The 22,160-nt window shown below is 51.8% G+C and carries 18 protein-coding genes; 10 read left to right on the forward strand and 8 right to left on the reverse strand.

Annotated elements, in window-relative coordinates; translation table 11 throughout:
* The first annotated feature begins 95 nt into the window (after positions 1-95).
* Entirely contained in the window at positions 96-845 is a 750-nt protein-coding gene (rsmJ, locus tag HV041_RS21385) for a 16S rRNA (guanine(1516)-N(2))-methyltransferase RsmJ (protein ID WP_121585177.1), read from the forward strand.
* Positions 846-963: 118 nt separating this feature from the next.
* Here the strand turns inward: rsmJ and HV041_RS21390 are convergent, their stop codons facing one another.
* Positions 964-2,163, reverse strand: coding sequence for an NAD(P)/FAD-dependent oxidoreductase (locus HV041_RS21390; protein ID WP_121585176.1), 1,200 nt, complete (start codon positions 2,161-2,163; stop codon positions 964-966).
* 231 nt (positions 2,164-2,394) lie between these two features.
* Between HV041_RS21390 and HV041_RS21395 the strand changes: the two genes are divergently transcribed.
* Positions 2,395-2,898, forward strand: a complete 504-nt coding sequence (locus HV041_RS21395; protein WP_048213629.1) for an Rrf2 family transcriptional regulator — start codon at positions 2,395-2,397, stop codon at positions 2,896-2,898.
* Between the two features lie 86 nt (positions 2,899-2,984).
* Here the strand turns inward: HV041_RS21395 and dtpB are convergent, their stop codons facing one another.
* Together dtpB and uspA are read right to left on the reverse strand one after the other, a co-directional pair.
* On the reverse strand, positions 2,985-4,457 hold the full coding sequence (gene dtpB / locus HV041_RS21400) for a dipeptide/tripeptide permease DtpB (protein ID WP_182294264.1): 1,473 nt from the start codon (positions 4,455-4,457) through the stop codon (positions 2,985-2,987).
* A 281-nt stretch (positions 4,458-4,738) separates the two neighbouring features.
* Positions 4,739-5,176, reverse strand: coding sequence for a universal stress protein UspA (uspA, locus tag HV041_RS21405; protein WP_003023368.1), 438 nt, complete (start codon positions 5,174-5,176; stop codon positions 4,739-4,741).
* A 393-nt stretch (positions 5,177-5,569) separates the two neighbouring features.
* Between uspA and uspB the strand changes: the two genes are divergently transcribed.
* Positions 5,570-5,905, forward strand: a complete 336-nt coding sequence (gene uspB / locus HV041_RS21410; protein WP_003023371.1) for a universal stress protein UspB — start codon at positions 5,570-5,572, stop codon at positions 5,903-5,905.
* Positions 5,906-5,969: 64 nt separating this feature from the next.
* On the opposite strand, the gene pitA is transcribed toward uspB, so the two are convergent.
* Positions 5,970-7,469 (reverse strand): inorganic phosphate transporter PitA, encoded by a 1,500-nt coding sequence (pitA, locus tag HV041_RS21415; protein WP_182294265.1) that lies wholly within the window; start codon positions 7,467-7,469, stop codon positions 5,970-5,972.
* Positions 7,470-7,698: 229 nt separating this feature from the next.
* Here pitA and HV041_RS21420 point away from each other — a divergent pair, with 229 nt between their 5' ends.
* Together HV041_RS21420 and HV041_RS21425 are read left to right on the forward strand one after the other, a co-directional pair.
* Positions 7,699-8,892 (forward strand): NAD(P)/FAD-dependent oxidoreductase, encoded by a 1,194-nt coding sequence (locus HV041_RS21420; RefSeq protein WP_115601338.1) that lies wholly within the window; start codon positions 7,699-7,701, stop codon positions 8,890-8,892.
* 143 nt (positions 8,893-9,035) lie between these two features.
* Complete coding sequence (locus HV041_RS21425) at positions 9,036-9,707, forward strand: FadR/GntR family transcriptional regulator (protein WP_048213623.1); 672 nt, start codon at positions 9,036-9,038, stop codon at positions 9,705-9,707.
* Positions 9,708-9,717: 10 nt separating this feature from the next.
* Here the strand turns inward: HV041_RS21425 and HV041_RS21430 are convergent, their stop codons facing one another.
* The 4 genes from HV041_RS21430 to HV041_RS21445 form a co-directional block, all read right to left on the reverse strand.
* Entirely contained in the window at positions 9,718-11,190 is a 1,473-nt protein-coding gene (locus HV041_RS21430) for a fructuronate reductase (RefSeq protein WP_048213622.1), read from the reverse strand.
* 105 nt (positions 11,191-11,295) lie between these two features.
* Complete coding sequence (uxuA, locus tag HV041_RS21435; RefSeq protein ID WP_048213621.1) at positions 11,296-12,480, reverse strand: mannonate dehydratase; 1,185 nt, start codon at positions 12,478-12,480, stop codon at positions 11,296-11,298.
* Positions 12,481-12,500: 20 nt separating this feature from the next.
* Positions 12,501-13,526: an alcohol dehydrogenase catalytic domain-containing protein gene (locus HV041_RS21440; RefSeq protein ID WP_101742790.1), complete on the reverse strand. Its 1,026-nt coding sequence runs from the start codon at positions 13,524-13,526 to the stop codon at positions 12,501-12,503.
* Entirely contained in the window at positions 13,498-14,787 is a 1,290-nt protein-coding gene (locus HV041_RS21445) for an MFS transporter (RefSeq protein WP_048213619.1), read from the reverse strand. Before HV041_RS21445 ends, HV041_RS21440 begins: the two co-directional genes overlap by 29 nt.
* A gap of 551 nt (positions 14,788-15,338) precedes the next feature.
* On the opposite strand from HV041_RS21445, the gene HV041_RS21450 reads away from it, so the two are divergent.
* From HV041_RS21450 to HV041_RS21470, 5 genes are read left to right on the forward strand one after another with little or no spacing between them, the layout of a single operon-like run.
* On the forward strand, positions 15,339-16,814 hold the full coding sequence (locus HV041_RS21450) for an MFS transporter (protein ID WP_101743158.1): 1,476 nt from the start codon (positions 15,339-15,341) through the stop codon (positions 16,812-16,814).
* Positions 16,811-18,355, forward strand: a complete 1,545-nt coding sequence (locus HV041_RS21455; protein WP_048213617.1) for an FGGY family carbohydrate kinase — start codon at positions 16,811-16,813, stop codon at positions 18,353-18,355. The genes HV041_RS21450 and HV041_RS21455 overlap by 4 nt, the downstream gene beginning before the upstream one ends.
* On the forward strand, positions 18,352-20,031 hold the full coding sequence (locus HV041_RS21460; protein WP_048213616.1) for a glycerol-3-phosphate dehydrogenase/oxidase: 1,680 nt from the start codon (positions 18,352-18,354) through the stop codon (positions 20,029-20,031). Before HV041_RS21455 ends, HV041_RS21460 begins: the two co-directional genes overlap by 4 nt.
* On the forward strand, positions 20,028-21,584 hold the full coding sequence (locus tag HV041_RS21465; RefSeq protein ID WP_121585172.1) for an FAD-binding oxidoreductase: 1,557 nt from the start codon (positions 20,028-20,030) through the stop codon (positions 21,582-21,584). Before HV041_RS21460 ends, HV041_RS21465 begins: the two co-directional genes overlap by 4 nt.
* Positions 21,584-22,159: a glycerol-3-phosphate responsive antiterminator gene (locus HV041_RS21470; RefSeq protein ID WP_048213614.1), complete on the forward strand. Its 576-nt coding sequence runs from the start codon at positions 21,584-21,586 to the stop codon at positions 22,157-22,159. The genes HV041_RS21465 and HV041_RS21470 overlap by 1 nt, the downstream gene beginning before the upstream one ends.
* The last annotated feature ends 1 nt before the right edge of the window (position 22,160 follow it).

The raw sequence follows: 22,160 nt of genomic DNA on the forward strand, positions 1-22,160 counted from the left end.
GCTCACTCACCCTGGTCACGTACTATTTGTACGTTCCCAGGGATTCCTTCACTTGTTGTCTTGATGCAACTCGAATTATTTAGGGTAAAGCGGAATTGAAAATCTGCTTAATTGATGAAACAGGCGCCGGAGACGGCGCCTTATCTGTTCTTGCTGCCCGCTGGGGGTTAGAACACGATGAAGATAACCTGATGGCGCTGGTGATGACAGCGGAGCATCTGGAACTGCGCAAACGCGATGAACCTAAGCTCGGCGGTATCTTCGTCGATTTCGTGGGCGGTGCCATGGCCCATCGGCGCAAATTTGGCGGTGGCCGCGGTGAAGCGGTGGCGAAGGCTGTCGGCATTAAAGGCGATTATCTGCCGGACGTGGTCGATGCTACCGCAGGACTGGGGCGTGATGCGTTTGTGCTGGCCTCCGTTGGCTGCCATGTACGGATGCTGGAACGTAATCCGGTGGTGGCGGCGCTGCTCGACGATGGCCTGGCCCGTGGTTATGCAGATCCGGAAATCGGGCTGTGGCTGCAGGAGCGATTACAACTGATCCATGCGTCCAGTCTGACGGCGTTGACCGATATCACGCCGCGCCCGCAGGTGGTGTATCTCGACCCGATGTTCCCACATAAGCAGAAAAGCGCGCTGGTGAAAAAAGAGATGCGCGTGTTTCAGTCGTTGGTGGGGCCAGACTTAGATGCCGATGGTTTGTTGGCACCAGCACGTCAGCTGGCGACTAAACGTGTGGTAGTGAAGCGCCCGGACTACGCGCCGCCGCTGGCGGATGTCGCCACGCCGAACGCGGTAGTTACCAAAGGGCATCGCTTTGATATTTACGCCGGGACGGCGTAGCGTGCTGGCTGTATCTGGCTTGGTGCGCTGAATCGCCTGATGGCGCTACGCTTATCAGGCCTACGGCCGAGTGTGGTTTCCAGGCCGGATAAGGCGTTAGCTGCATCCGGCGATTCGACTACACGAATGGAGCCAGCGGATCGGCAATCTCAAACGCCACGGCCTTGTCAGCCTTCGGTGGATATATCAACTCACTGACAATTGATACCTTCAGCTTCTTCGCGTCTTCACGCGTCAGTTTCACCTGCTGATCCCACCCTTCGGTATATACCGCGCCCCATGCGCCAAGATCCAGACAGGTGACGTAGTTTTCCTGACGATACGGCAATGGCGCAACGTTCAGCAAGCTGGCGGCGGCGTTGTTACCGGCAAATTTGCCCAGTAAAATAGCGTGCTGGCAGGTCATTAGCGCGTGATTACCTTTGTCATCGGTGGCGGCGTAAGCCACATCGCCGGTGGCATAGATATCATCATGGCCGATGACCTGAAGGTTTGCGTCCACATGCAGGCGGCCCTGACGATCGCGCGGTGCGTCAATTTGCGCCGTTAGCCCGTTTGCCTGCACGCCAACCGTCCAGATAACGGTCTGTGAGGCGATGGTCTGCCCATTTTTCAGCGTTACGCCGGACGCATCCACGCACTCTACTTCCGTATTCACCCGCCATTCAACGCCCAGTTCGGCTGATGCCTGTGCGATGACATCCCGCAGCTCCTGACTCCAGCGTGCGCCCGGCTGTGCACCGCGTTCAACTACGACAACTCTGGTCTTAGCATTGGCACCCAAAATCTCGCGCAGACGGCCCGGTAATTCCAGCGCCATCTCAATCCCGGTAAAGCCGCCGCCGCAGACTACCACAGTATTACGAGCCTCGCTCTCTGGCTGCTGCGCCAGATCCTTAATGTGTTGTTCCAGTACGGCGGCACTTTCGAGCTGGTCGAGGTCGAAGGCGTGTTCTGCAGCACCGGCAACGGCGTCGCGGTTTACGTGACTGCCGCTGGCGAGTACCAGGCGGTCGTAGCGGCGTAGATGAATATCACCGTTGGCATCTTTCCAACTGACTTCTTTAGAGGCCGGGAGGATCTGCTCGACGTGACCTTGCAGGAAGTTGACGCCAGTAACGTCAAACAGCGGTTGCAGTGGTGCGACCAGGGTTTGCACGGCGCTTTCATAAAAGCGCGGGCGGACACGCAGCTCTGGCTGTGGCGCAATCACCGTAATATCAATGGTCTGCTGGTGTTTGTCCGCCAGTCGCGCGGCGCTTAGTGCTGCCCACATACCGGCAAAGCCGGCGCCCACGATTAGAATTTGTTTATGCATTGGTTTTTTCTCACTGGTGACTACGAATCATTTACTCGGATTTTATTTGTCGCAGTTAAGGATTGCAATGCGATCCTGATCCTTTTTTCAGTATTACGCCAGGGTGTTTTATTATCTGTTTGATAAATATCTATTTATATTTTTATGTTCATGCGGGGTTGCTCTGTTATCTGGAATGCCTTAGATGAAAAAGCTACAATAAACTCAGATTCATTTTGGCTGAGATAAAAAATGGCATTTTACAGTTCCGGGGTTGAGTACGGCATCCATAGCCTGATGTGTATGGTCGATAGCAAAGGCGACGCGCGGGATATGAGCGTGCGGGAAATTGCCGAACTACAAAGCGTGCCGTATGACTATCTGGCAAAAATCTTCACCCGTCTGTCGAAAGCAGGTCTGGTGCGCAGTATCGAGGGTAAGGGCGGCGGGTTCCAGTTGGCCAAACCCGCGGAAGACATCACCGTGCTGGATGTGGTCAATGCCATAGATGGCGATAAGCGTATTTTTGAATGTCGTGAAATTCGCCAGCGTTTAGCCGTTTTTGAGGAGCATCCGCCCCAGTGGGCTTGTGAAGGTATTTGCGGTGTGCGCTCGGTCATGGACATGGCGCAGCAGCGCATGGAAGAAGCGCTTGGCCAGCATACGATTCTGGACTTGGCGCGCAAAATGTACCGCAAAGCGCCGGACACCTTCGTGGTGGAAGTACAGGAGTGGATTGATGCTCGCAAAGGATAGCGAGTTAAAATGCCCGATAGCGCAAGGCGATCGGGCATATTGAATGTAGGCCGGATAAGGTAATAGCCGCCATCCGGCACTGAAGGTTATTGCTCGGTGCTCGGTGTATTAATCATGCGGTTCAGCCATGGCACCATAATCGCCATTACAACCGTTACCGCCAGGGTCACCAGGCCTATCTTACTGAACACGTTAGTATAAATAGGTAGCGTCTGGAGTGGGTCGGTAATGTTTTCCGGTACTGCGGTAAACGTTGCGACGTAACCCCCCATCAGGAAGGCTGCTGCCTGCGTCAGGAACCACATCCCAAGAATAAAGCCCATCAGGTGTTGTGGCACCAGCGCGGCGACCATAGCCAGCCCCAGGGCGCTAATCAGCAGTTCACCCAGGCTCTGGAACAGATACACCAGCACGATAAACCACGGCGACGTCAGCCCCTGAGCATCGGCAAACCACATCCCGGCTGCGGCGGCAGTCAGGAAGCCTAGTGAGCACAGGAACATGCCAAGCGTAAACTTCATCGGCATGGTCAGGTCTTTGCCTTTGTTTCCCAGACGGGTATAGATAGCGGCCAGCACCGGACTCGCCAGTACCACCCAGAACGGGTTCAGCGCCTGGAAGCTTACCGGGTTGATGGCGAAACCAAGAATTTCATGGTGCACGTTATTGATAGCAAAGAAGTTCAGCGAAGTTGGCATCTGCGCGTACAGCACGTAGAACACCACCGCTTCCAGCATCAGGATAAAGGCCACGAACATCTTGTTGCGCCCGGTTTTATCCAGTTTGAAGGCCTGGCGGAAGAAGATGATAGTCACGGCAATCGGCAGGACGATCAGCACCAGGTTGGCAACCTGTACATTGTGCATCAGCCAGGCGCAGATAAAGACCATCACAACCGTACCGGCCAGCACATAGAGCAGGTTACGGAAATTCAGCGGCTTATGGTCCGGCTCTGAACCGATATTCTTCACCATGCCACGACAGGCAAAGTAGACCAGTAGTGCAACGATAAGCCCGGCTCCGCACAGGTTGTAGGTCACTGCGTAGCCAAACTTATCGGCAATCACCGGCGCCAGTGACAGTGACAACAGCGAACCGATGTTAATCGACATATAAAACAGGGTGAAAGCACCGTCCAGACGGGCGTCTTTCGGCGGATAGCATTTTGACAGCAGGCTTGCCGGGTTGGCTTTAAACAGCCCGTTACCGACGGCAATAGTACCCAAAGCAATAAAAATCAGGTCGGGCTTAAGCAGTGACATCCCGGTCATGAAGTAGCCGATCGCCAGCACAATGGCGCCGAGTACCAGCGTGCGTTTGGTCCCTAAGAGATGGTCGCCGACGTAGCCGCCGATGGATATCAGGCCGTATACCAATGCCGCAAACGCGCCAAAGGTGACAAATGCCTGTTCCTGAGAAAATCCGAGTTGCTTAACAAAAAATACCGCCAGGATGCCCTGAACGCCGTAATAGCCAAATCGTTCCCATAATTCCACAAAGAAGATCATGAAGAACAGACGAGGTTGCTGCAGCAAGCCCGTAGGTGCAGTAGTATTCATATTCCTTCGCCTTTCAAAGCCATCCCGAAAAGTATGAACGCGTATGCTTAAACGCGCCGAAAAAGTCTTATTTTGTTATAGACTGCGGCGATTAGCCGTAAGGGTAGATTATTATAGAGATAGTTTTCGATCCAATTAGTTGATCACACTAATTATGATTTATTTGTTGGATTGATGTACTAATTGTGTCTGAATGATAAAAACAAAAACGCCCGCGCAGGCGGGCGTTTACAGGCTTAACGACTTGCAGCGCGCCGGGTTATCTCCCGACGGCCAGCGTTTTATGCTTCTTCGTCGTCACGCAGCGGAACAATCAACATGTCGACGTGAACAGTGTTGATCAGTTGACGCGCGGAGGACATCAGTTTGCTCCAGAAATCCTGGTGATGACCACAAACGACCAGATCCATGTCGTATTTTTTGATGGCATCAACCAGAACCTGACCCAGGTCGCCGCTACCGCTCAGGGTTTCGGTGATAGGGTAGCCTGCGTTGGTGGACAGCTCGGTTAACGCGTGGTGGGTTTCTTCAGAAATGCGTTTCTGCATGTCGCCCAGATTCACGTCGATTAGCCCGGTGTACAGGTCGGAATAGTTTACGTCAACGTGGATAAGGGAGACTTTCGCATTGTAAGGCCGTGCCATAGAGACCGCTTTTTCAACCAGAACTTTGCTTTCTGGAGAAAGATCAACCGCGATAAGAATGTGTTTATAAGCCATAGTGTTACTCCTTCCATAAGTTGTCGATGACTAGCCTGCTGGCGTTCATTTGCCGCCGCGTCATCCGCGTCCTGCGAACTTTATGCGCGGGGCTAGCCCAGTCGTAAAAACGTACCTTTTAAGGACTATCCTTACATTATAGCGACCGGGATAATCCGTCAATCCGCCTTGCTTGCCAAGTAGTTAAACAAATTTTTTAGTTAATTGCATTGATAGTGATTAACCTTCTGGCAAAAAAATTAACTAATCTCCTACACTATTTAGAGAGGCGCTCGGATGCGTGACACTAACACGAGCGGTTTCGGTTGTACTCTTCACTGAATGGTTTGGCAGGGTATCGGGGAGCGGTAGTCCCGGAAAGGCGTTCCGTGGGCGGGTCGCCGGGGAGGAGATATGATAAGCACCATTGCGTTATTCTGGGCTTTATGTGTCGTTTGCATTGTTAATATGGCGCGTTATTTTTCTTCGCTACGCGCACTGTTAGTGGTACTTCGTGGTTGCGATCCATTACTTTACCAGTATGTCGATGGGGGCGGCTTTTTTACCTCGCATGGGCAACCTAACAAGCAGATGCGTCTGGTGTGGTATATCTACGCTCAGCGTTACCGTGATCATCATGACGATGAGTTTATTCGCCGCTGTGAGCGGGTTCGCGGTCAGTTCATCCTTACCAGCGCGTTATGTGGGCTGGTGTTAATCAGTATGGTCGCGCTGATTATCTGGCACTGATTTCTACGACAGATATAAAAAAAGCGGGTCAGTTTCCTGGCCCGCTTTTTTACTGTGCATGCACTTAGATTAGCTTCAGGGAGAGCCAGTACAGCACCCCGGAAAGGATAATCGCTGCTGGCAGGGTGAAGACCCAGGCCATCAGAATGCTGGTTACCGTTTTACGCTGCAAACCGCCACCGTCAACAACCATCGTCCCTGCAACAGAAGAGGAGAGAACGTGAGTGGTGGAAACAGGCATACCGGTGAAACTGGCGAGACCGATAGAGACTGCGGCAGTCATCTGTGCCGACATCCCCTGAGCATAGGTCATGCCTTTCTTACCGATTTTCTCACCAATAGTGGTCGCCACGCGACGCCAGCCAATCATCGTACCGCAGCCCAGAGCCAGAGCAACAGCCATGATAATCCAGACGGGTGCGTACTCAATGGTGCTCAGCATGTCGGTTTTCAGTTTCTTCAGCAGTCGCTGATCGTCGCTGCTTACGCCAGGCAGTTTCACGACTTTATCGGTGGTATCAGAGATGCACAGCATAATGCGACGCAGCTGGCTACGCTGCTCAACGCTTAACTTGTCGTAGGTTTCCAGGTTCGCCAGCATACCTTTTGCACGCTCAAGCGCGTTGATGGTATTTGCCGGGTGACAATGGAACTCTGCCGGTGTTCTTGTCGCCGTTTCCGTCGGAGACGGAACCAACTGATCAACGCCGGTCGCCTGTTTGAGCAGATCAGGACGCTGCTGGAAGTAGGTTTCGACGTTATTGATAGCATCACGGGTACGCGTAATTTCGTAACCAGAAGCATTCATATTCACCACGAAGCCTGCAGGCGCTACGCCAATCAGTACCAGCATTACCAGACCAATACCTTTCTGCCCATCGTTAGCGCCATGAGAAAACGCCACACCGATAGCGGAGAGGATCAGCGCGATACGCGTCCAGAACGGCGGCTTTTTCTTACCGTCTTTCTTTTCACGCTCTGCTGGTGTCAGGTGAATACGTGCCCGCTTCTTGGTGCCGTTCCAGTAACGACGCAGCAAGAAGATCAGACCGCCAGCGAACACCAGACCGACAATAGGGGAAATGATCAGCGAACCGAAAATATTGAGCACTTTCGGGATGTTAAGTGCATCCACCACTGAAGTCCCGTTCATCAACGCATTGGTTAAACCAATACCAATGATCGCGCCAATCAGCGTGTGGGAGCTGGATGCAGGCAGACCAAAGTACCAGGTACCGAGGTTCCAGATAATTGCCGCCAGTAGCATGGAGAACACCATGGCGAGGCCATGTGAAGAACCCATGTTGAGCAGCAGATCCGTTGGTAGCATATGCACGATGGCATAAGCTACGCTGAGACCACCCAGCAAAACACCAAAGAAGTTGAACAACGCAGCCATGACCACCGCCAATTGCGAACGCATTGCACGGGTATAGATCACGGTTGCGACAGCATTGGCTGTATCGTGGAAGCCGTTAATTGCTTCGTAGAACAGCACAAAAGCCAGAGCAAGCAATAATAAAAGCCCGGTATGTAAATCCAGGCCAGCAAACAAATGTAGCATAGGACGTTACGCCATTTTGAGGACATGAACGCGGCGCATTATCAGTGACTTTGGCGGCGCGGGCAAAGTGAAATATAGAGTTTTTTTGATTTGTCTCCTGCTTTGTTTTACACCACTAAAGAATTATCCTATAGAATTCAGGTAAATACCTATTACTGATAGTTTGGTGCTGGTGCGACCACTGAGGAATCTTTACAATTCACGCCCGCTTTTTAGAGAGGATCGCAACGTGGAAAGGTTTGATACCGTTATTATAGGCGCTGGCGCAGCGGGTATGTTCTGTGCCGCGCAGGCAGGGCAAGCAGGCAGTCAAGTACTGCTGATTGATAATGGTAAAAAGCCTGGACGTAAGATCCTCATGTCCGGCGGAGGGCGCTGTAACTTTACCAATCTTTATGTGGAACCGGCTGCATATTTGAGTCAAAACCCGCATTTTTGCAAATCGGCGCTGGCTCGCTATACGCAGTGGGACTTTATCGATTTGGTGGGTAAACACGGCATTGCCTGGCATGAAAAAACGCTCGGCCAGCTGTTCTGCGATGATTCGGCCCAACAAATCGTCGATATGCTGGTGGCCGAATGCGAAAAAGGTAACGTTACGATGCGTTTACGTAGCGAAGTCCTGAGCGTCGCACAGGATGATGATGGCTTCATTCTGGAACTGAACGGGATGACGGTCGGTGCGAAGAAATTGGTTATTGCCTCCGGTGGGCTTTCCATGCCGGGTCTGGGAGCAACGCCGTTTGGTTATAAAATTGCCGAACAGTTTGGTCTGAAGGTTCTGCCGACCCGTGCCGGTTTGGTGCCTTTCACGCTGCATAAGCCACTGTTGGAGCAGCTTCAGGTACTCTCAGGCGTGTCTGTTCCTTCCGTTATCACCGCTGAAGACGGCACCGTATTTCGTGAAAACCTGCTCTTTACGCACCGTGGGCTTTCAGGCCCGGCCGTTTTGCAAATTTCCAGTTTTTGGCAGCCCGGCGAATTTGTCAGCATTAATTTGTTGCCGGATGTTGACCTTGCGAGCTTCCTCGATGAACAACGAAGCGCACATCCAAATCAGAGCTTAAAGAACACGTTAGCGATGCAGTTGCCGAAACGTCTGGTGGAATGCCTGCAGCAATTAGGGCAAATCCCGGATGTGACGCTGAAACAACTTAACGTGCGCGATCAGCAATCGCTGGTCGAAACGCTGACCGAATGGCGGGTGCAGCCGAACGGTACCGAAGGGTATCGCACAGCGGAAGTCACGCTGGGAGGCGTGGATACCAACGAACTGTCTTCACGCACGATGGAAGCCCGCAAAGTGCCAGGGCTGTACTTTATTGGTGAAGTGATGGATGTCACCGGCTGGTTGGGTGGGTATAACTTCCAGTGGGCGTGGTCGAGCGCCTGGGCATGTGCACAGGATTTGATGTCTGAATAAGTGAAAGACTCTGTCTGCACACAATAAGAAAAGATATCATAGTGATGTGTGATACATGAACTGACTCTGACGTGCGTTTCTTAACTCCAGGAATGATATGATAAATCAGTTAAAAATCGCACAGATAAGAGAACGGGAGACACATGGTTATTCCTGAGGTAAAACAGGAGCGGCTCTATCAAAAGATAGCCAATCTCATCATTAAGCTCATCAATGATGGTATTTTTCCGCCGGGAAGCTTCTTACCACCCGAACGTGAGCTGGCGAAGCAACTCGGTGTAAGTCGCGCATCGCTCAGAGAAGCACTGATTGTGCTGGAGATTTCCGGATGGATCACCATCCAGTCAGGTAATGGTGTGATTGTTGCTGATAAAAAGCATTCCACCAGTGATTATACGATTGAAGAAATCCTCTATTCGCGTGAGTTGGTCGACAGCCATTGTGCGCGTCTTGCTGCTCAGGCCGGGAAAGAAGATCTAATTAGCCAGCTTGAAGCACTGCATCTCAGCATGGAAAAGGCCATTAGCGAAAACAATGTGCATGGTTTTTATTCCCTCGATAAGCAATTCCATCTAACAGTATCAGAAGCCAGCCAGAACCGCGTACTGCTTGATATGTCGCGAATGCTGTGGGAACAGCGCGTTAACATCCCGTATGCCGGACTGGACAAACGTTCCGGCAATCGGGATGTATTAACCAGCATGAATACACAGCATAAAGCGATTGTGGATGCGATCCGCCAGGCTGATGCTGACGGTGCTTACCAAAAATCGCTGGAACATCTGGCCTATGTCAGACAGATCGTGGGTCTTTAATAACACCACGCTATTGGCTCAGAGCGGCTACCGCTGCACGTGCGCCTACGCTGTGCAATTGCTGACAGGCAGCGGTTACGCGTTCGATAAAGTCTGTGTTCTCGCAAAGGTCTCGCCCAAAGATAGTGTCAATTGCTAACAGCGCCCGGACACGTTCTTCTATTGATGGATACTGTTGATAAATAGCCTGATACTGTGCTGACAGCGGATCTATCACCTCAATCGGATGACCTTGTTCATCCACACCGCTGATGTAGCGCATCCAACCGGCGACTCCCAACATCAGATGGCGGGCATCTTCGCCTTTTTTCAGATGGAGTCGAATGGGGTCCAGCAAGCGTTGTGGTAGTTTCTGGCTGCCATCCATCGCAATTTGCCAGGTTCGGTGCTTCAGTGATGGATTAGTAAAGCGCGCAATCAGCAGCTCTGCATAAGCCGCAAGGTCTGTTCCTTCCGGCATCGACAGTGTCGGCGCTTGTTCATTGAGCATCAAAGCACGCGCAGCGTTGCGATACGCCGGGTTGGTCATCGTATCGGCAATCGTTTCATAACCGCCCAGATAACCAAGGTAGGCCAGGAAAGAGTGGCTGCCGTTGAGCATGCGTAACTTCATCATCTCAAATGGCACCACATCTGCTACAAACTGTACGCCCACGCGATCCCAGTCCGGGCGTCCATTGACAAAGTTATCTTCAATCACCCACTGACGGAACGGCTCACAGGCAATGGCACAGGGATCATCTACCCCAAGCTGTTCTGCGATTTGCGCTAACGTCTCTTCTGTCGCTGCCGGAACGATGCGGTCTACCATCGTGCATGGGAACGTTGCCTGTTCGGCAATCCACTCAGCCAGTTGCGGATCGCGCTCGGCGGCTAAACCCAGGACAGCGGTTTTTGCGACGTGGCCATTTTCTCGTACGTTATCGCAGGACAGCACAGTAAAAGCCTTCAATCCCTGCTGACGGCGTAGCGCGAGGGCTTCGACGATATAACCCATTGCTGATTTGGGGGACTGTGGGTGAGCAATGTCGTGCTGGATAAACGGATGATTCAGATCCAGCTCGCCGCTGGCGGCATCTGTGCAATATCCTTTTTCGGTGATGGTCAGCGAAACGATGGCCGTTTCGGGACGTGCCATTGCGTGGATAATGGCTTCACAGCCGTCAAATTCAGGATGCAGCGCTTCTTTCATCGCGCCAATGATTTTAAGCTCTGTCGTTTGTGCTCCGCGCTCGGCAACGGTGTACAGCAGATCCTGCGCCTTCAGGTTTTGAATCAGTGTGGCATCGTTTCCGGGCATCAGGTTGACCTCACAGATACCCCAGTCGCTGTCACTGCTTTCCAGCAAATGATGTGTATAGAGCGCCTGATGAGCGCGGTGAAAAGCGCCGCAACCAAGATGTACGATGCGCGAAACGAGGCGTGAACGATCCCAGCGTGGTCGTGGGGTGGAAATCTGGGCGGTGGCGAGATTCTTGTCCATGACAAACTCCTGTCATTGATGATCTTCTTTGATAATGCGCTATCAAAGACCGGTCCTGACTGAAAGTGAAAAACCGCATGGCAGGGATACCATGCGGCAATGTGGTTACTGATTGAAGAAGGCGCGTTGGATAGCCAGTTCAACGCCGCGTACTTCAGCCAGGCCCTTAAGGCGACCAATAGCGGAATACCCTGGGTTGGTTTTCTTTTTCAGATCATCAAGCATTTGATGACCATGGTCTGGTCGCATGGGGATAAGTGAGGCGTTGCCTTCAGCTTTACGTCGCTGTTCTTCTTCGACTATCGCTTTCACTACGCTGTACATATCGACATCCCCGGAGAGATGTGCCGCCTCATGGAAGGTTTTGGGATTCTCTTCACGTTGTGTGGAACGCAGGTGCGTAAAGTAAATCCGTGGGCCGAACTGTTTGATCATATCAACCAGATCGTTGTCTGCGCGTACGCCGTAAGAGCCTGTACACATCGTAAAACCGTTGGCTGTACTGTTTACGGTATCCACCATCCACTGCATATCTTCTACAGTAGAAACGATGCGCGGCAGGCCAAGAATTGGGCGCGGTGGATCGTCCGGATGAACCGCCATACGTACACCCACTTCTTCCGCTACCGGAATAATGGCTTTCAGGAACCAGGCGAAATTTTCCCGTAAGGCCGCTTTGTCGATATCTTTATAGGTTGCAAGGTGGCTACGGAATTGGTCCAGCGTATAGCCTTCCTCAGCACCTGGCAGACCTGCAATGATATTTCGCGTCAGCCGAGCTTTGTCCTCTTCGCTCATATTCACAAAACGCTGGTGCGCCTGTGCAATTTCCTCTGCGCTGTAGTCCGCTTCCGCACCGGGACGCTTGAGGATATGCAGTTCAAAGGCGGCAAACTCAATCTGGTCAAAGCGCAGAGCCTTTGAACCGTCGGGTAGCACATATTCCAGGTCGGTACGGGTCCAGTCCAGAACCGGCATGAAGTTGTAGCACACGGTAAAGATGCCGCATTGGGCGAGATTACGCAGCGTCTGCTGGTAATTCTTGATCCACAGATCGTACTGGCCCGTGTGGGTCTTGATGTCTTCATGGATCGGCACGCTTTCCACGACCGACCAGACCAGACCGGCTTTTTCCACGATCGCTTTGCGTTTGAGAATTTCTTCTACGGACCAGACTTCACCGTTTGGAATATGGTGCAGCGCAGTTACCACACCCGTTGCACCGGCTTGACGAACATCGGACAACGACACGGGATCATTCGGGCCATACCAACGCCAGGTTTGTTCCATCGCTTTATCTCCTGGAAAAATTAATGAAAGGTCACATTGATCTTCAGATAGCGTTCCGGGTATTGATCGAGTTCCTTCACGGCGTCAGGCACATCATCAATATTCACCACCTTGCTGACGACATCCGCAGGATTAATGTTCAGCGTAGCCAGCATCTGTAACGCTTCTTCGAATTCGCCAGCACTGGTACGTGATCCGCGCAGATCCAACTCTTTAAACGTGATCAGGTTAGTGGGTAACGATGTCTCCTGTTTTGGCCAGCCGGTGAAAGCAATACGACCCGCAAACGAAGCAAGATCCAGCGTTTCGCGAATTGCACTGTTGGCACCAGATGCTTCGACGACAACCTGTGCCATCGTCCCCTGTGTGATATCTTTTATCGCCTCAACAACCTGAGTGTTCGACGGATTGATGACGTAAGGCACACCCAGCGATTTTGCGTACTGAAGTCGTTCGTCCACGATATCGATCAGAATTGGCGTCGCACCGTAGCGCAATGCGCTCAATGCTGCCATCAGACCAATCGCACCGGCTCCAATAATGGCGATATGCTCCCCGGCCGTCAGTTTGGCGCGATGTAGCGCATGCAGTGCGATAGTCAGTGGTTCAGCCAACGGAGCCATCTCAGTGGCGACGTCATCCGGGATTTTGTGAATCAAATGCGCGGGGTGAGCTACCACCTCCTGCATCGCACCATCAATATGTACGCCAATTACCTTCAGGTTTTCACAGCAATTTGTCCTCCCCACTGAACAGGGGTAGCAATGGCCACAATAAATATAAGGATCAACAATAACGCGGTCACCTTCCTTAATATTTGCTGGCATGCCATTGCCTTGTTTAATAACAATACCAGTGACTTCATGTCCAATAATACGTGGATAGGTCACCAGGGGATTAGTGCCGCGAAATGCACCTATATCAGAGCCACATATTCCAGCAGCATCAACTTTTATTAATACTTCATTATCTTTCTTTTCTGGGTAATCAACCCAACGGGTTTCAATTTCACCAGGTTTATTGATGTAGACAGCTTTGACTTTCATTTGTTTTTAATCCTTTATTTTTGACAAATACGAATACCAGACAGCTGGAAACAATCGCAATAGCACCAGCCAGATAGAATGCGTAATCATATTTACCGCTGAACTGAACAATAAATCCGGTGACCAGAGGGCCAATGATTCCGGAGATATTTGCCAGCCCATGCATGGCGCCACCGACGCTACCCACTTTATCTTTGTGTACGACATCCTGAATAACTGCCCAATAAATAGGTCCAGTTAAATACAACAGGAATAACGAGACTGACATCAATCCAACGGCACTGCCGATAGTGGTAACTGTTCCAGAAACCGCCACACAGATTGCCGCTCCAGCCAGGCAAACACCGAGAATGAGACGGCGAGAAAGCAGGGCATTGCCCGTTACCCGATAGATAAAGTCAGAGCATACGCCACCCAATACCATGCCGATTGCACCAATCACCCAGGGGATCACCGTTGCAATGCTGATTTCTTTAATATCAAGGTGTAGCGAGTGGTTCAGATAGCTTGGGAACCAGGTCAGGAAGAAAAAGAGTATGTAGTTATAGCTAAAGAAGGCCAGCGTCGTTGCCCACACCATCGGCTGCTTCATGTAGTAGCCGAGAGAAGGCATCGCTTTACCGTCATCCGCTAAAATGATGTCATCATGGTTTTCAAAATCGACACGTTCTTCCGGGGCGAGGTGTTTACTTTTTGAGGGTTTATCACTGGCAATGAAATACCAAAGTAATACCCAGGCTAAACCAAACAGGAAAATAATACCGAACGCCGGACGCCAGCCTAATGAAAGAGCCAGCAGGCCAACTACCGGACCGGAAATTGCGCCACCCAACGGCGAGCCAGCGCTGAAAATACCGATGGCAGTGGCAGATTCTTTACGCGAAATCCAGTTATTGATAATTTTATTACCTGCAGCACTGACCGGCCCTTCAGCCATGCCGAATAATACGCGGACAGCCAGCATAGTCCATAAGCCAGTAACCAGACTGGTCATCCCACAAAATACTGACCAGAGTAACGCGGCGACCAGAAATACTGTTTTGGGACCAAATCGGTCACTGGCCCAGCCACCGATAAAGTTAAACAGTGCATAACCAACAAAGAATGCGCTGAATATCATACCCATCTCAGCAGCATTGAATCCTAATTCCTTTTCGATGAGTGGAGCGGTGATCGACAATGCTGAACGATCCATATAGTTAAGCATGTAAACTATAAAAAGAAGAAAAACGATAAGCCATCCCATTGTTTTTCTTTTCATGATATATCCTCTTATTGTGGTCTAGCGGCCTGACCACAATATTTAAAACCTATTTTAAGATCACTATTCTTTTGATGCGAATGTGATCAACATAACGAAAAATTAGTGCTTTAAATAATCACGATCAAATGTATGTTGGTGTATATTTATGAATTTTAAGGTTTTTGTTGTGAGCGGTAAAATTTAGGATAAAAGCGAACTTGGTATTCAACGCCTATTTTGGATGGATATTGCAATAGCGTCGTACAGGGAGAACGGCGAACGTTCAGCGCAAATCAGGCGGCTACGTACAGTCACAGTGGTATCCCACCCGCTGAGAACAGAAAAATGGTTCATGGCGACCTCGTTTTGTAATGATTCATTAACATTTGGGCTACATGTCACAGAATCAACGATGAGACTAAAAGTCGCTTTGACACGCTTTGGGTTACCTTCTAGAGTGGAAAAATACAGATTTTAGATAAGAGACTATCTGTGAAATTAAGATGGTCTCTTATTGCATTTTTTTAGCTAATGGCGACCTTCTTCCGAATATTATGAAGGGGAAAGCCATGTCCGCATGTTCATTCTCAAATCCGATAAAAATCCGCGGTGTAGATGATGTCATTAATTGCATCGATGCCAGGGGAAAAATCAGTGGCAGAGCTGGCGTTATTTGGTGGTTGGCACTAGGCGGCCTTTTTCTTGATGCTTTTTCAAATTCAGCTCTCAGTGCTGGATTAAACCCAATGACCCGCAATTTAAATCTTACTGCGACCGAAGTTGCACTACTTACCTCATTTTCATCCTGGGTCGCCATATTATTTAACCCGATTGGCGGCTGGATAGCCGATCGCTGGGGTCGTGTGCCACCGCTGATCATTGCCAAAATAATGGCGGTGATTGGTGCTTTGTTGGTGATGTCATCCTCCAGTTTTAGCACGATAATCGTGGGTCGCTTCTTTGTTGGCGTCTCTTACGGGATGGACTTTGCTGTAGCAATGGCCATGCTGGCAGAGTTCACGCCTGTGAAACTCAAAAGCCGTCTAAATACCTGGCAGGGTGTCTGGTATGTTGCCGTTTGTTTAAATTTGGTATTAGCGCTGATGTTTTACTCATGGGACGTAGGTGATGCCATCTGGCGTTATTCCATTGCTGTAACGGCGTTATGTGGAATCATCGTTCTGTTTTTCCAGTTCCGTTATTTAGTGGAAAGCCCGGTTTGGCTGGCAAGGAAATCCCGATTACCTGAAGCTATCGTTGCCATGAATAAAATATATGGTGAACAGTTTATTCTGGCGCCGAAAGCAGAACAGAAACCCGTTATTGGTCAGGCTGAAAAAGGCGCAAGAAATGTGCTGTTAATATTCCGTGGCGTCTATTTACCACGTACGATTCTGGCTTCGACCGTTCAAATCTGTCAGTCAATCCAATATTTCGGTGTGGGCTGGTATTTACCGGTTATTAGTGCTGCGATGTTTGGTAAAAATTTTGTTTACGCAACCTTATGTTCACTATTTTTTAACGTTTTCGGTATCGTCGGCGGTTTCTTATCTCCCGCGATTGGCCGCCGTCTGGGATTGCGCCGCTCCTCGGCGATCGGTTTTGCCGTGGCCTTCCTCGTGCTACTCACGCTGGGTCTGTTCAGTGACACTATGCCACTTTGGGCCTCTTTGCTGGTCCCTGCTCTGTTTATTCTTTGCCACTCTGGCGGACCTGGTGCAAACGGGAAAAGCCTGTCGTCACTCTCTTTTCGCAGTGAACTGCGGGCTGGCGCGAACGGCGTGGTCGGTGCGCTCGGGGCAATAGGTGCGGCGCTCGGGCTGTTTATTTTCCCGGTATTCCGTGATTTGTATGGCCTGCAAACGACCTTCCTGATCATGTCTGCCGTGCCGCTGTTTGCGAGCATTATCTGTTTTGTTATTCCGTGGGACCCCACTCGCACCACTATTCAGCCGGATAACGAGCCAGGTGCGCCGCAGTTCGAATCACCCCATTCACCTTATCCAGAGTCGATGACCCCAGAATCAAACAGGAGTACGAAATGAGTGAATACGAAGATGTCATTCTGGCTATCGATGAAGGTACATCGGGGACCCGTGCGGCAGTTGTTGCACAAAATAGCCAGGTTCACTGCCTGGAATACCAGCCGCTTCAGGTCAGCAGTCTGCGTCATGGTGTGGTGGAACAAGATGCTGATGAGGTCTTGCAGGCCACTATTGAGGTTTGTCGCAAAGCGATAGCTAACGCGCAATGCAACAAGATGCGCATTGTGGCGCTGGCGATTGCGACCCAACGCTCAACGGCAGTGCTGTGGGATGCGCAAACGGGTAAGGCATTAACTCCGGCGATGGTATGGCAGGATGCGCGTTTCACGGATGAACTGGCCCAGTTAGCCCCTGAATGGGATGCAAAACTGCTGCCGCGGATTGGGCGACCGGTTGGGATACGCTCTCCTTATCTTTGGGCGTCGCACCATCTTGCCAATACGCCTGCGGTGGCGAAGGCGTATCAGGCTGGAACGCTGGTCTTTGGTACCGTTGATAGCTGGTTGCTTTGGCATTTGGCGCAGGAGAAAAAAAGTGTCACCACACCGACAAATGCCACCTCCGCTGGCGCGTATTGCCTCAAAGAGCATCACTATCATTTGCCATGGCTACAGACTCTGGGCTTCCCGGCGTCATTGCTGCCTGAATTACATGATGATGCCGATGACTTCGGCACCACTCATGAAGATATTCTGGGGATAAGCGTGCCGATCCTGGCCTGCGCAGGGGATCAGTTTGCAGGGGCTATTGGGCTGGGGTGTACCGAGCGAGGACAGGCTTTTTGTATGCATGGCACTGGCAGCTTTGTTGATTTAATGATGGGGCCAACGGTACCAACCTTGCAAAAGGGCTGTGAAAGTACGCTCACCATGACGGCGCGCCGCCAAAAAGGGCTTTCGCATTTCTCTGTCGAAACCTTTGTCCCCACTACCGGTTCGGCGCTCAACTGGGTGTGCGAAAAACTGCATTGGTTTGACTCACCCGAACAGATCAGCGAACTGGCCGCGCAGGCTAGCGACGCGGGTGGCGTGAGTTTTATTCCGGCGCTAACGGGGCTACGCGTACCCCATCTCCAGCCTCATGCCCGTGCGTCCCTGAACGGTATCTCAATCTCGACCACGCGCTCGCAGGTGGCCTACGCGATTCTGGAAGGGATTGCGCATTCGGTCGCGGCCTGTATTCGCGCAAATGAAGCGGCAACCGGGATCCCCACAAAAGAGTTGGTAGTCGGGGGAGGGTTATCCAATAGCGATACGTTATTGCAAATCCAGGCCGATCTTAGCGGTATTCCCGTGCGGCGAATGGCCGAAACGGCGCGGGCAAGCTTACGTGGCGTTGCGTTTTTGGCTGGTGCCGATGGGCTGCTGTGGGACTCGCTGCCGGATGCCTGCGCCATGCTAAAAACCGCGCGGCTATTTGAGCCGAAAATCAGTCATGACCTTCGCGAACAAAAAATTAACCGCTGGGCGATGCGTATTGCACTCGAAATGGAAGCCGCCGACAGCCTCACCTCAGCTAATCAGGAGCACACTTACTCATGAAGTTTTTCCCTTCGCGAAAGCCCAACAAAACCTGTAGTGAGATGTACGGTGCAGAGCCATTACGTCTTCAGCGCGCTGAACAACTGGATCGATTGGAAAGCGACACCTACGACATTCTGATTGTCGGTGGTGGTGTAACCGGAGCCTACGCGGCGTTGGATGCCAGTCTGCGTGGCTACCGGGTGGCGCTGATTGAGAAAAGTGACTTTGCCTCAGGCACGTCATCAAAGTCATCGAAAATGGTACACGGCGGTCTGCGCTATATCGAACAAGGGAATCTGGGGCTGGTTCGCCACTCTTTACTCGAACGCCAGCGTATGCGGAGGAATGCCCGTCATCTGGTGCAACGGTTACCCTTTTTATTCCCGGTACTCGATAAAAATGGCGTATTCGACAAGCGGATGTCTGCTGCATTTGAAAGCCTGCTCTGGACCTACGACCTTGCGGGAGGATGGCGGGAAGGCATCCTTCACCAAAAACTTACCCCTGCGGAAGTGCTGTCGCATTGCCCGACGCTCAAAGAAGAACAGCTATCCGGTGGTTTTATGTATTTCGATGCCCGTGTCGACGATGCCCGACTTACGTTGGCATTGGTGCGCACGGCGGCGTTTCATGGCGCGGTGGTGACCAACCATGCGGAAGTCATCGAAACCACGCGCGACCAGCACGGCAAAGTGAATGGGGCCATCGTCTGTGCCGATGGCAGAGAAATTCAGGTCAACGCGCGGGTTGCCATCATGGCGACGGGCGTCTGGCTGCGTGACTGGAATGGGCTGAAAAAAGGTGACGCATCACCGCTGAATATCCGTCCTGCCAAGGGGGTACATGTTGCTATTCCGTGGATGAAGATCCGCAATGATTGCACGGTGACGATCCCGGTTGCCGGGCGCAGCCGCCGCGCGACGATCACCCGTTGGGGCAACGTTTCCTATTTGGGGACCACGGATGAGGATTATCAGGGCGATCTCAATGATGTTCACTGCAATCGCGCTGAATTGGACTTTCTGCTGGAAGGTGCGAATTCGGCATTGAAAACCGATCTCCGCCCGGAAGACGTGGTGGGTAGTATCGCCGGTTGCCGCCCTCTGGTGGGGACGGCGGGAGGCAAGACCGTTGAAATGAAACGTAATCATGAAATCACAGTTGCGGCAGATGGTCTGATTACGATTGTCGGCGGCAAGCTGACGACATCACGTCATATGGCAGAAGAGACCATCGATGCCGCCAGCAAAATACTCGGTCGTAAAAAAGCCTGCTCAACTAAAACCGCCTGGTTGCTGGGGGCGGCGGGCTATGACCCGCAGGCGATTCTGGCATCGGGCGGTTTGTCTGCGCACCTGGGGGAGCGCTACGGGACTGAAGCGCATTTTGTCAGTGACCTTATCCAGTCCAATCCCTTACTGGCAAAGCCAATTGTGGAAGGGCTTCCCTATACCGAAGCTGAAGTGGTGTATGCCGTGCGCCATGAACTCGCCAGCACCATTGATGATGTGTTATCGCGCCGAATTCGTGCCCGTCTGATGGCTCGTGATGCGTCAGCGAATGCTGCGCAACGCGTGGGGGAAATTCTGCAACAAGAGCTCAAGCTTCAGCCTGAACAGGTGGCCCGGCAGGTAGCCAGCTATCAGGCGGCAATTAAACATGAAAAATCAACACTTATGGGGACATCCGAATGATCAGTAAAGAAGCGATTAAACGCGGTTATAACCGTGGAAATTATACTGTAGGTGCACACACGCGCCCGGCATGGGCGACGGATATCAAAAGCAGCGGTGGCGCGAAAGGGATGCAGATTGATCCGGTGGCGATGAGCGAAGCGACGTTTGATCGACTGCGGGTTATTGCAGATGAGGTGCTGACATCGGAATCTGATGTGATTACCTGGACCCGCGACTGGTGGGCCGGTTCGATGATTGCGGAAACCCAGGGCGCACCGGCCACGTCAAAAGGGGCGATTGTACGTGTCTCTACGGTAGAACAAATTCAGGATGTGATGCGTCTGGCGAATGCGTTGGCAATCCCGGTCACGGTTTCCGCCGGGCGCAGTAACGTCACTGGTGCCGCATTGCCGTTGCGGGGAGGCATTGTGCTGGACGTTTGCGAACTCAACAAACTTATCGACTTCGATCCACAAAGCCAGATTGTTGACGTTGAAGCCGGCATGTTCGGCGACATTTTTGAACAAACTATCCAAAAAGAGTACGGCATGACGATGGGCCACTGGCCATCATCGTTTGGTATCAGTACCGTGGGCGGTTGGGTGGCCTGTCGTGGCGCGGGACAGCTGTCGACCCGCTACGGCAAAATTGAAGATATGGTCTATGGGATGGATGTCGTCCTTGCCGATGGCCGCTTAATCACCGTGGGTGGCTATGCGCGTAGCGCAACGGGGCCTGATCTACAGCAGATGTTTATTGGTTCTGAAGGCACATTGGGTGTGATTGTCCGTGTGCGTTTGAAGCTTCATCGCCTGCCGGATTATGGCCGCGCCATCGCCTGGGGTTTTTCCAGCTTCGCCAGTGGACTGGAGGCATGTCGCGAAATCTTACAGCATGGGGCGAATCCGGCGGCACTGCGTTTGTACGATAACCTGGAAAGCGGCGTGCAGTTTGGTCTGCCAGAGACCAATGTCCTGTTGATTGCGGATGAGGGGGAGCCTGAGATTGTCGATGCAGTAATGGCTATCAGCGAACGTATGTGCCAACGCGGCGGACAACAACTCGACGGCGAGGCTATTTTTGAACGCTGGCTGGACACCCGATATCTGACCGGAAAAAGTGCTGAAGGCTTTAAAAAGAGCCCGGGTCTGGTGGCGGATACGCTGGAAATGGTGGGACGTTGGCGCGATCTTAGCGACGTGTATGATGATGTGGTGGCCGCTATTAACGCCGTACCCGGCACGCTGGCCGGTTCGGCGCATCAGTCTCACGCCTACATCGACGGCGCATGCCTCTATTTCTCATTGCGCGGTGATGTGGCGATTGAGCAACGTGCGGCCTGGTATCGTGCGGCATGGGATGCAGCGAATGCGGTGCTAATTAAGCACAACACCTCCCTTAGCCACCATCATGGTGTTGGTCTCCTGCGTTCGCCCTATATGCAGGCTTCTTTAGGCGAATCGCTTTCCGTTCTGGCGGATATCAAATACGCGCTGGATCCGAAAAACATTCTTAACCCAGGCAAACTGGGGTTAAGCGTCGATCTTCCTTCACATCAGGCAGGTCAGTAATGATCAAAAATCTTGGCGTGCTCCTGGCACGCCAGCCCGTCATTATGGCGATTTACGGTATTGAGCAATTGAAAACCGCGCTGTCCAGCAAGGCGGAAGTCTGCATTATTGCCAATATTGACCTGATTAAGCTCCATCCGGTGATAGAACTGCTGTCGCAGGCGGGGAAGTACGTCATCGTGAATATCGACAGCTGCAATGGGCTGTCCCAGGATAAGGGCGGCATTGATTATGTGGCCGAAACAGGAGCGATGGGGTTGCTCTCGACGCGTTTGCAAACCGTACAGCGAGCGAAAAAGTGTGGACTGGTGACGATGCAGAAAATCTTTGTCACCGACCGTTCTACCTGGCTACGCAGCCTGAAAGCCGTAGAACAAAGCGAACCCGATTACGTGCAACTGATGCCCGCGCAGATGTTGCCGCTACTCTCACAGGCTGACCGTAATGTGTTGCCGCCAATAGTGGCATCAGGCTTCGTCTGTAACGAGGAACATGCTCAAACGGCGCTGTTACACGGCGCGATAGCCGTTTCGAGCAGTGATAGCGCGTTATGGGATATAGACCTTCACCGTTAGA

Origin of the sequence: Citrobacter sp. RHBSTW-00029 (assembly GCF_014104295.1) — a bacterium.
GTDB classification, from domain to species: domain Bacteria; phylum Pseudomonadota; class Gammaproteobacteria; order Enterobacterales; family Enterobacteriaceae; genus Citrobacter; species Citrobacter youngae.

Excerpts from the sequence above, each read along its gene's own strand:
- HV041_RS21440 (WP_101742790.1), bottom strand. The coding sequence starts at position 13,526 with ATGAAAGTCAAAGCTGTCTACATCAATAAACCTGGTGAAATTGAAACC.
- HV041_RS21390 (WP_121585176.1), bottom strand. The coding sequence starts at position 2,163 with ATGCATAAACAAATTCTAATCGTGGGCGCCGGCTTTGCCGGTATGTGG.
- pitA (WP_182294265.1), bottom strand. The coding sequence starts at position 7,469 with ATGCTACATTTGTTTGCTGGCCTGGATTTACATACCGGGCTTTTATTA.
- HV041_RS21455 (WP_048213617.1), top strand. The coding sequence starts at position 16,811 with ATGAGTGAATACGAAGATGTCATTCTGGCTATCGATGAAGGTACATCG.
- HV041_RS21395 (WP_048213629.1), top strand. The coding sequence starts at position 2,395 with ATGGCATTTTACAGTTCCGGGGTTGAGTACGGCATCCATAGCCTGATG.
- HV041_RS21445 (WP_048213619.1), bottom strand. The coding sequence starts at position 14,787 with ATGAAAAGAAAAACAATGGGATGGCTTATCGTTTTTCTTCTTTTTATA.
- HV041_RS21430 (WP_048213622.1), bottom strand. The coding sequence starts at position 11,190 with ATGGACAAGAATCTCGCCACCGCCCAGATTTCCACCCCACGACCACGC.
- HV041_RS21470 (WP_048213614.1), top strand. The coding sequence starts at position 21,584 with ATGATCAAAAATCTTGGCGTGCTCCTGGCACGCCAGCCCGTCATTATG.
- uspB (WP_003023371.1), top strand. The coding sequence starts at position 5,570 with ATGATAAGCACCATTGCGTTATTCTGGGCTTTATGTGTCGTTTGCATT.
- HV041_RS21450 (WP_101743158.1), top strand. The coding sequence starts at position 15,339 with ATGTCCGCATGTTCATTCTCAAATCCGATAAAAATCCGCGGTGTAGAT.
- uxuA (WP_048213621.1), bottom strand. The coding sequence starts at position 12,480 with ATGGAACAAACCTGGCGTTGGTATGGCCCGAATGATCCCGTGTCGTTG.
- uspA (WP_003023368.1), bottom strand. The coding sequence starts at position 5,176 with ATGGCTTATAAACACATTCTTATCGCGGTTGATCTTTCTCCAGAAAGC.
- dtpB (WP_182294264.1), bottom strand. The coding sequence starts at position 4,457 with ATGAATACTACTGCACCTACGGGCTTGCTGCAGCAACCTCGTCTGTTC.
- HV041_RS21425 (WP_048213623.1), top strand. The coding sequence starts at position 9,036 with ATGGTTATTCCTGAGGTAAAACAGGAGCGGCTCTATCAAAAGATAGCC.
- HV041_RS21465 (WP_121585172.1), top strand. The coding sequence starts at position 20,028 with ATGATCAGTAAAGAAGCGATTAAACGCGGTTATAACCGTGGAAATTAT.
- HV041_RS21460 (WP_048213616.1), top strand. The coding sequence starts at position 18,352 with ATGAAGTTTTTCCCTTCGCGAAAGCCCAACAAAACCTGTAGTGAGATG.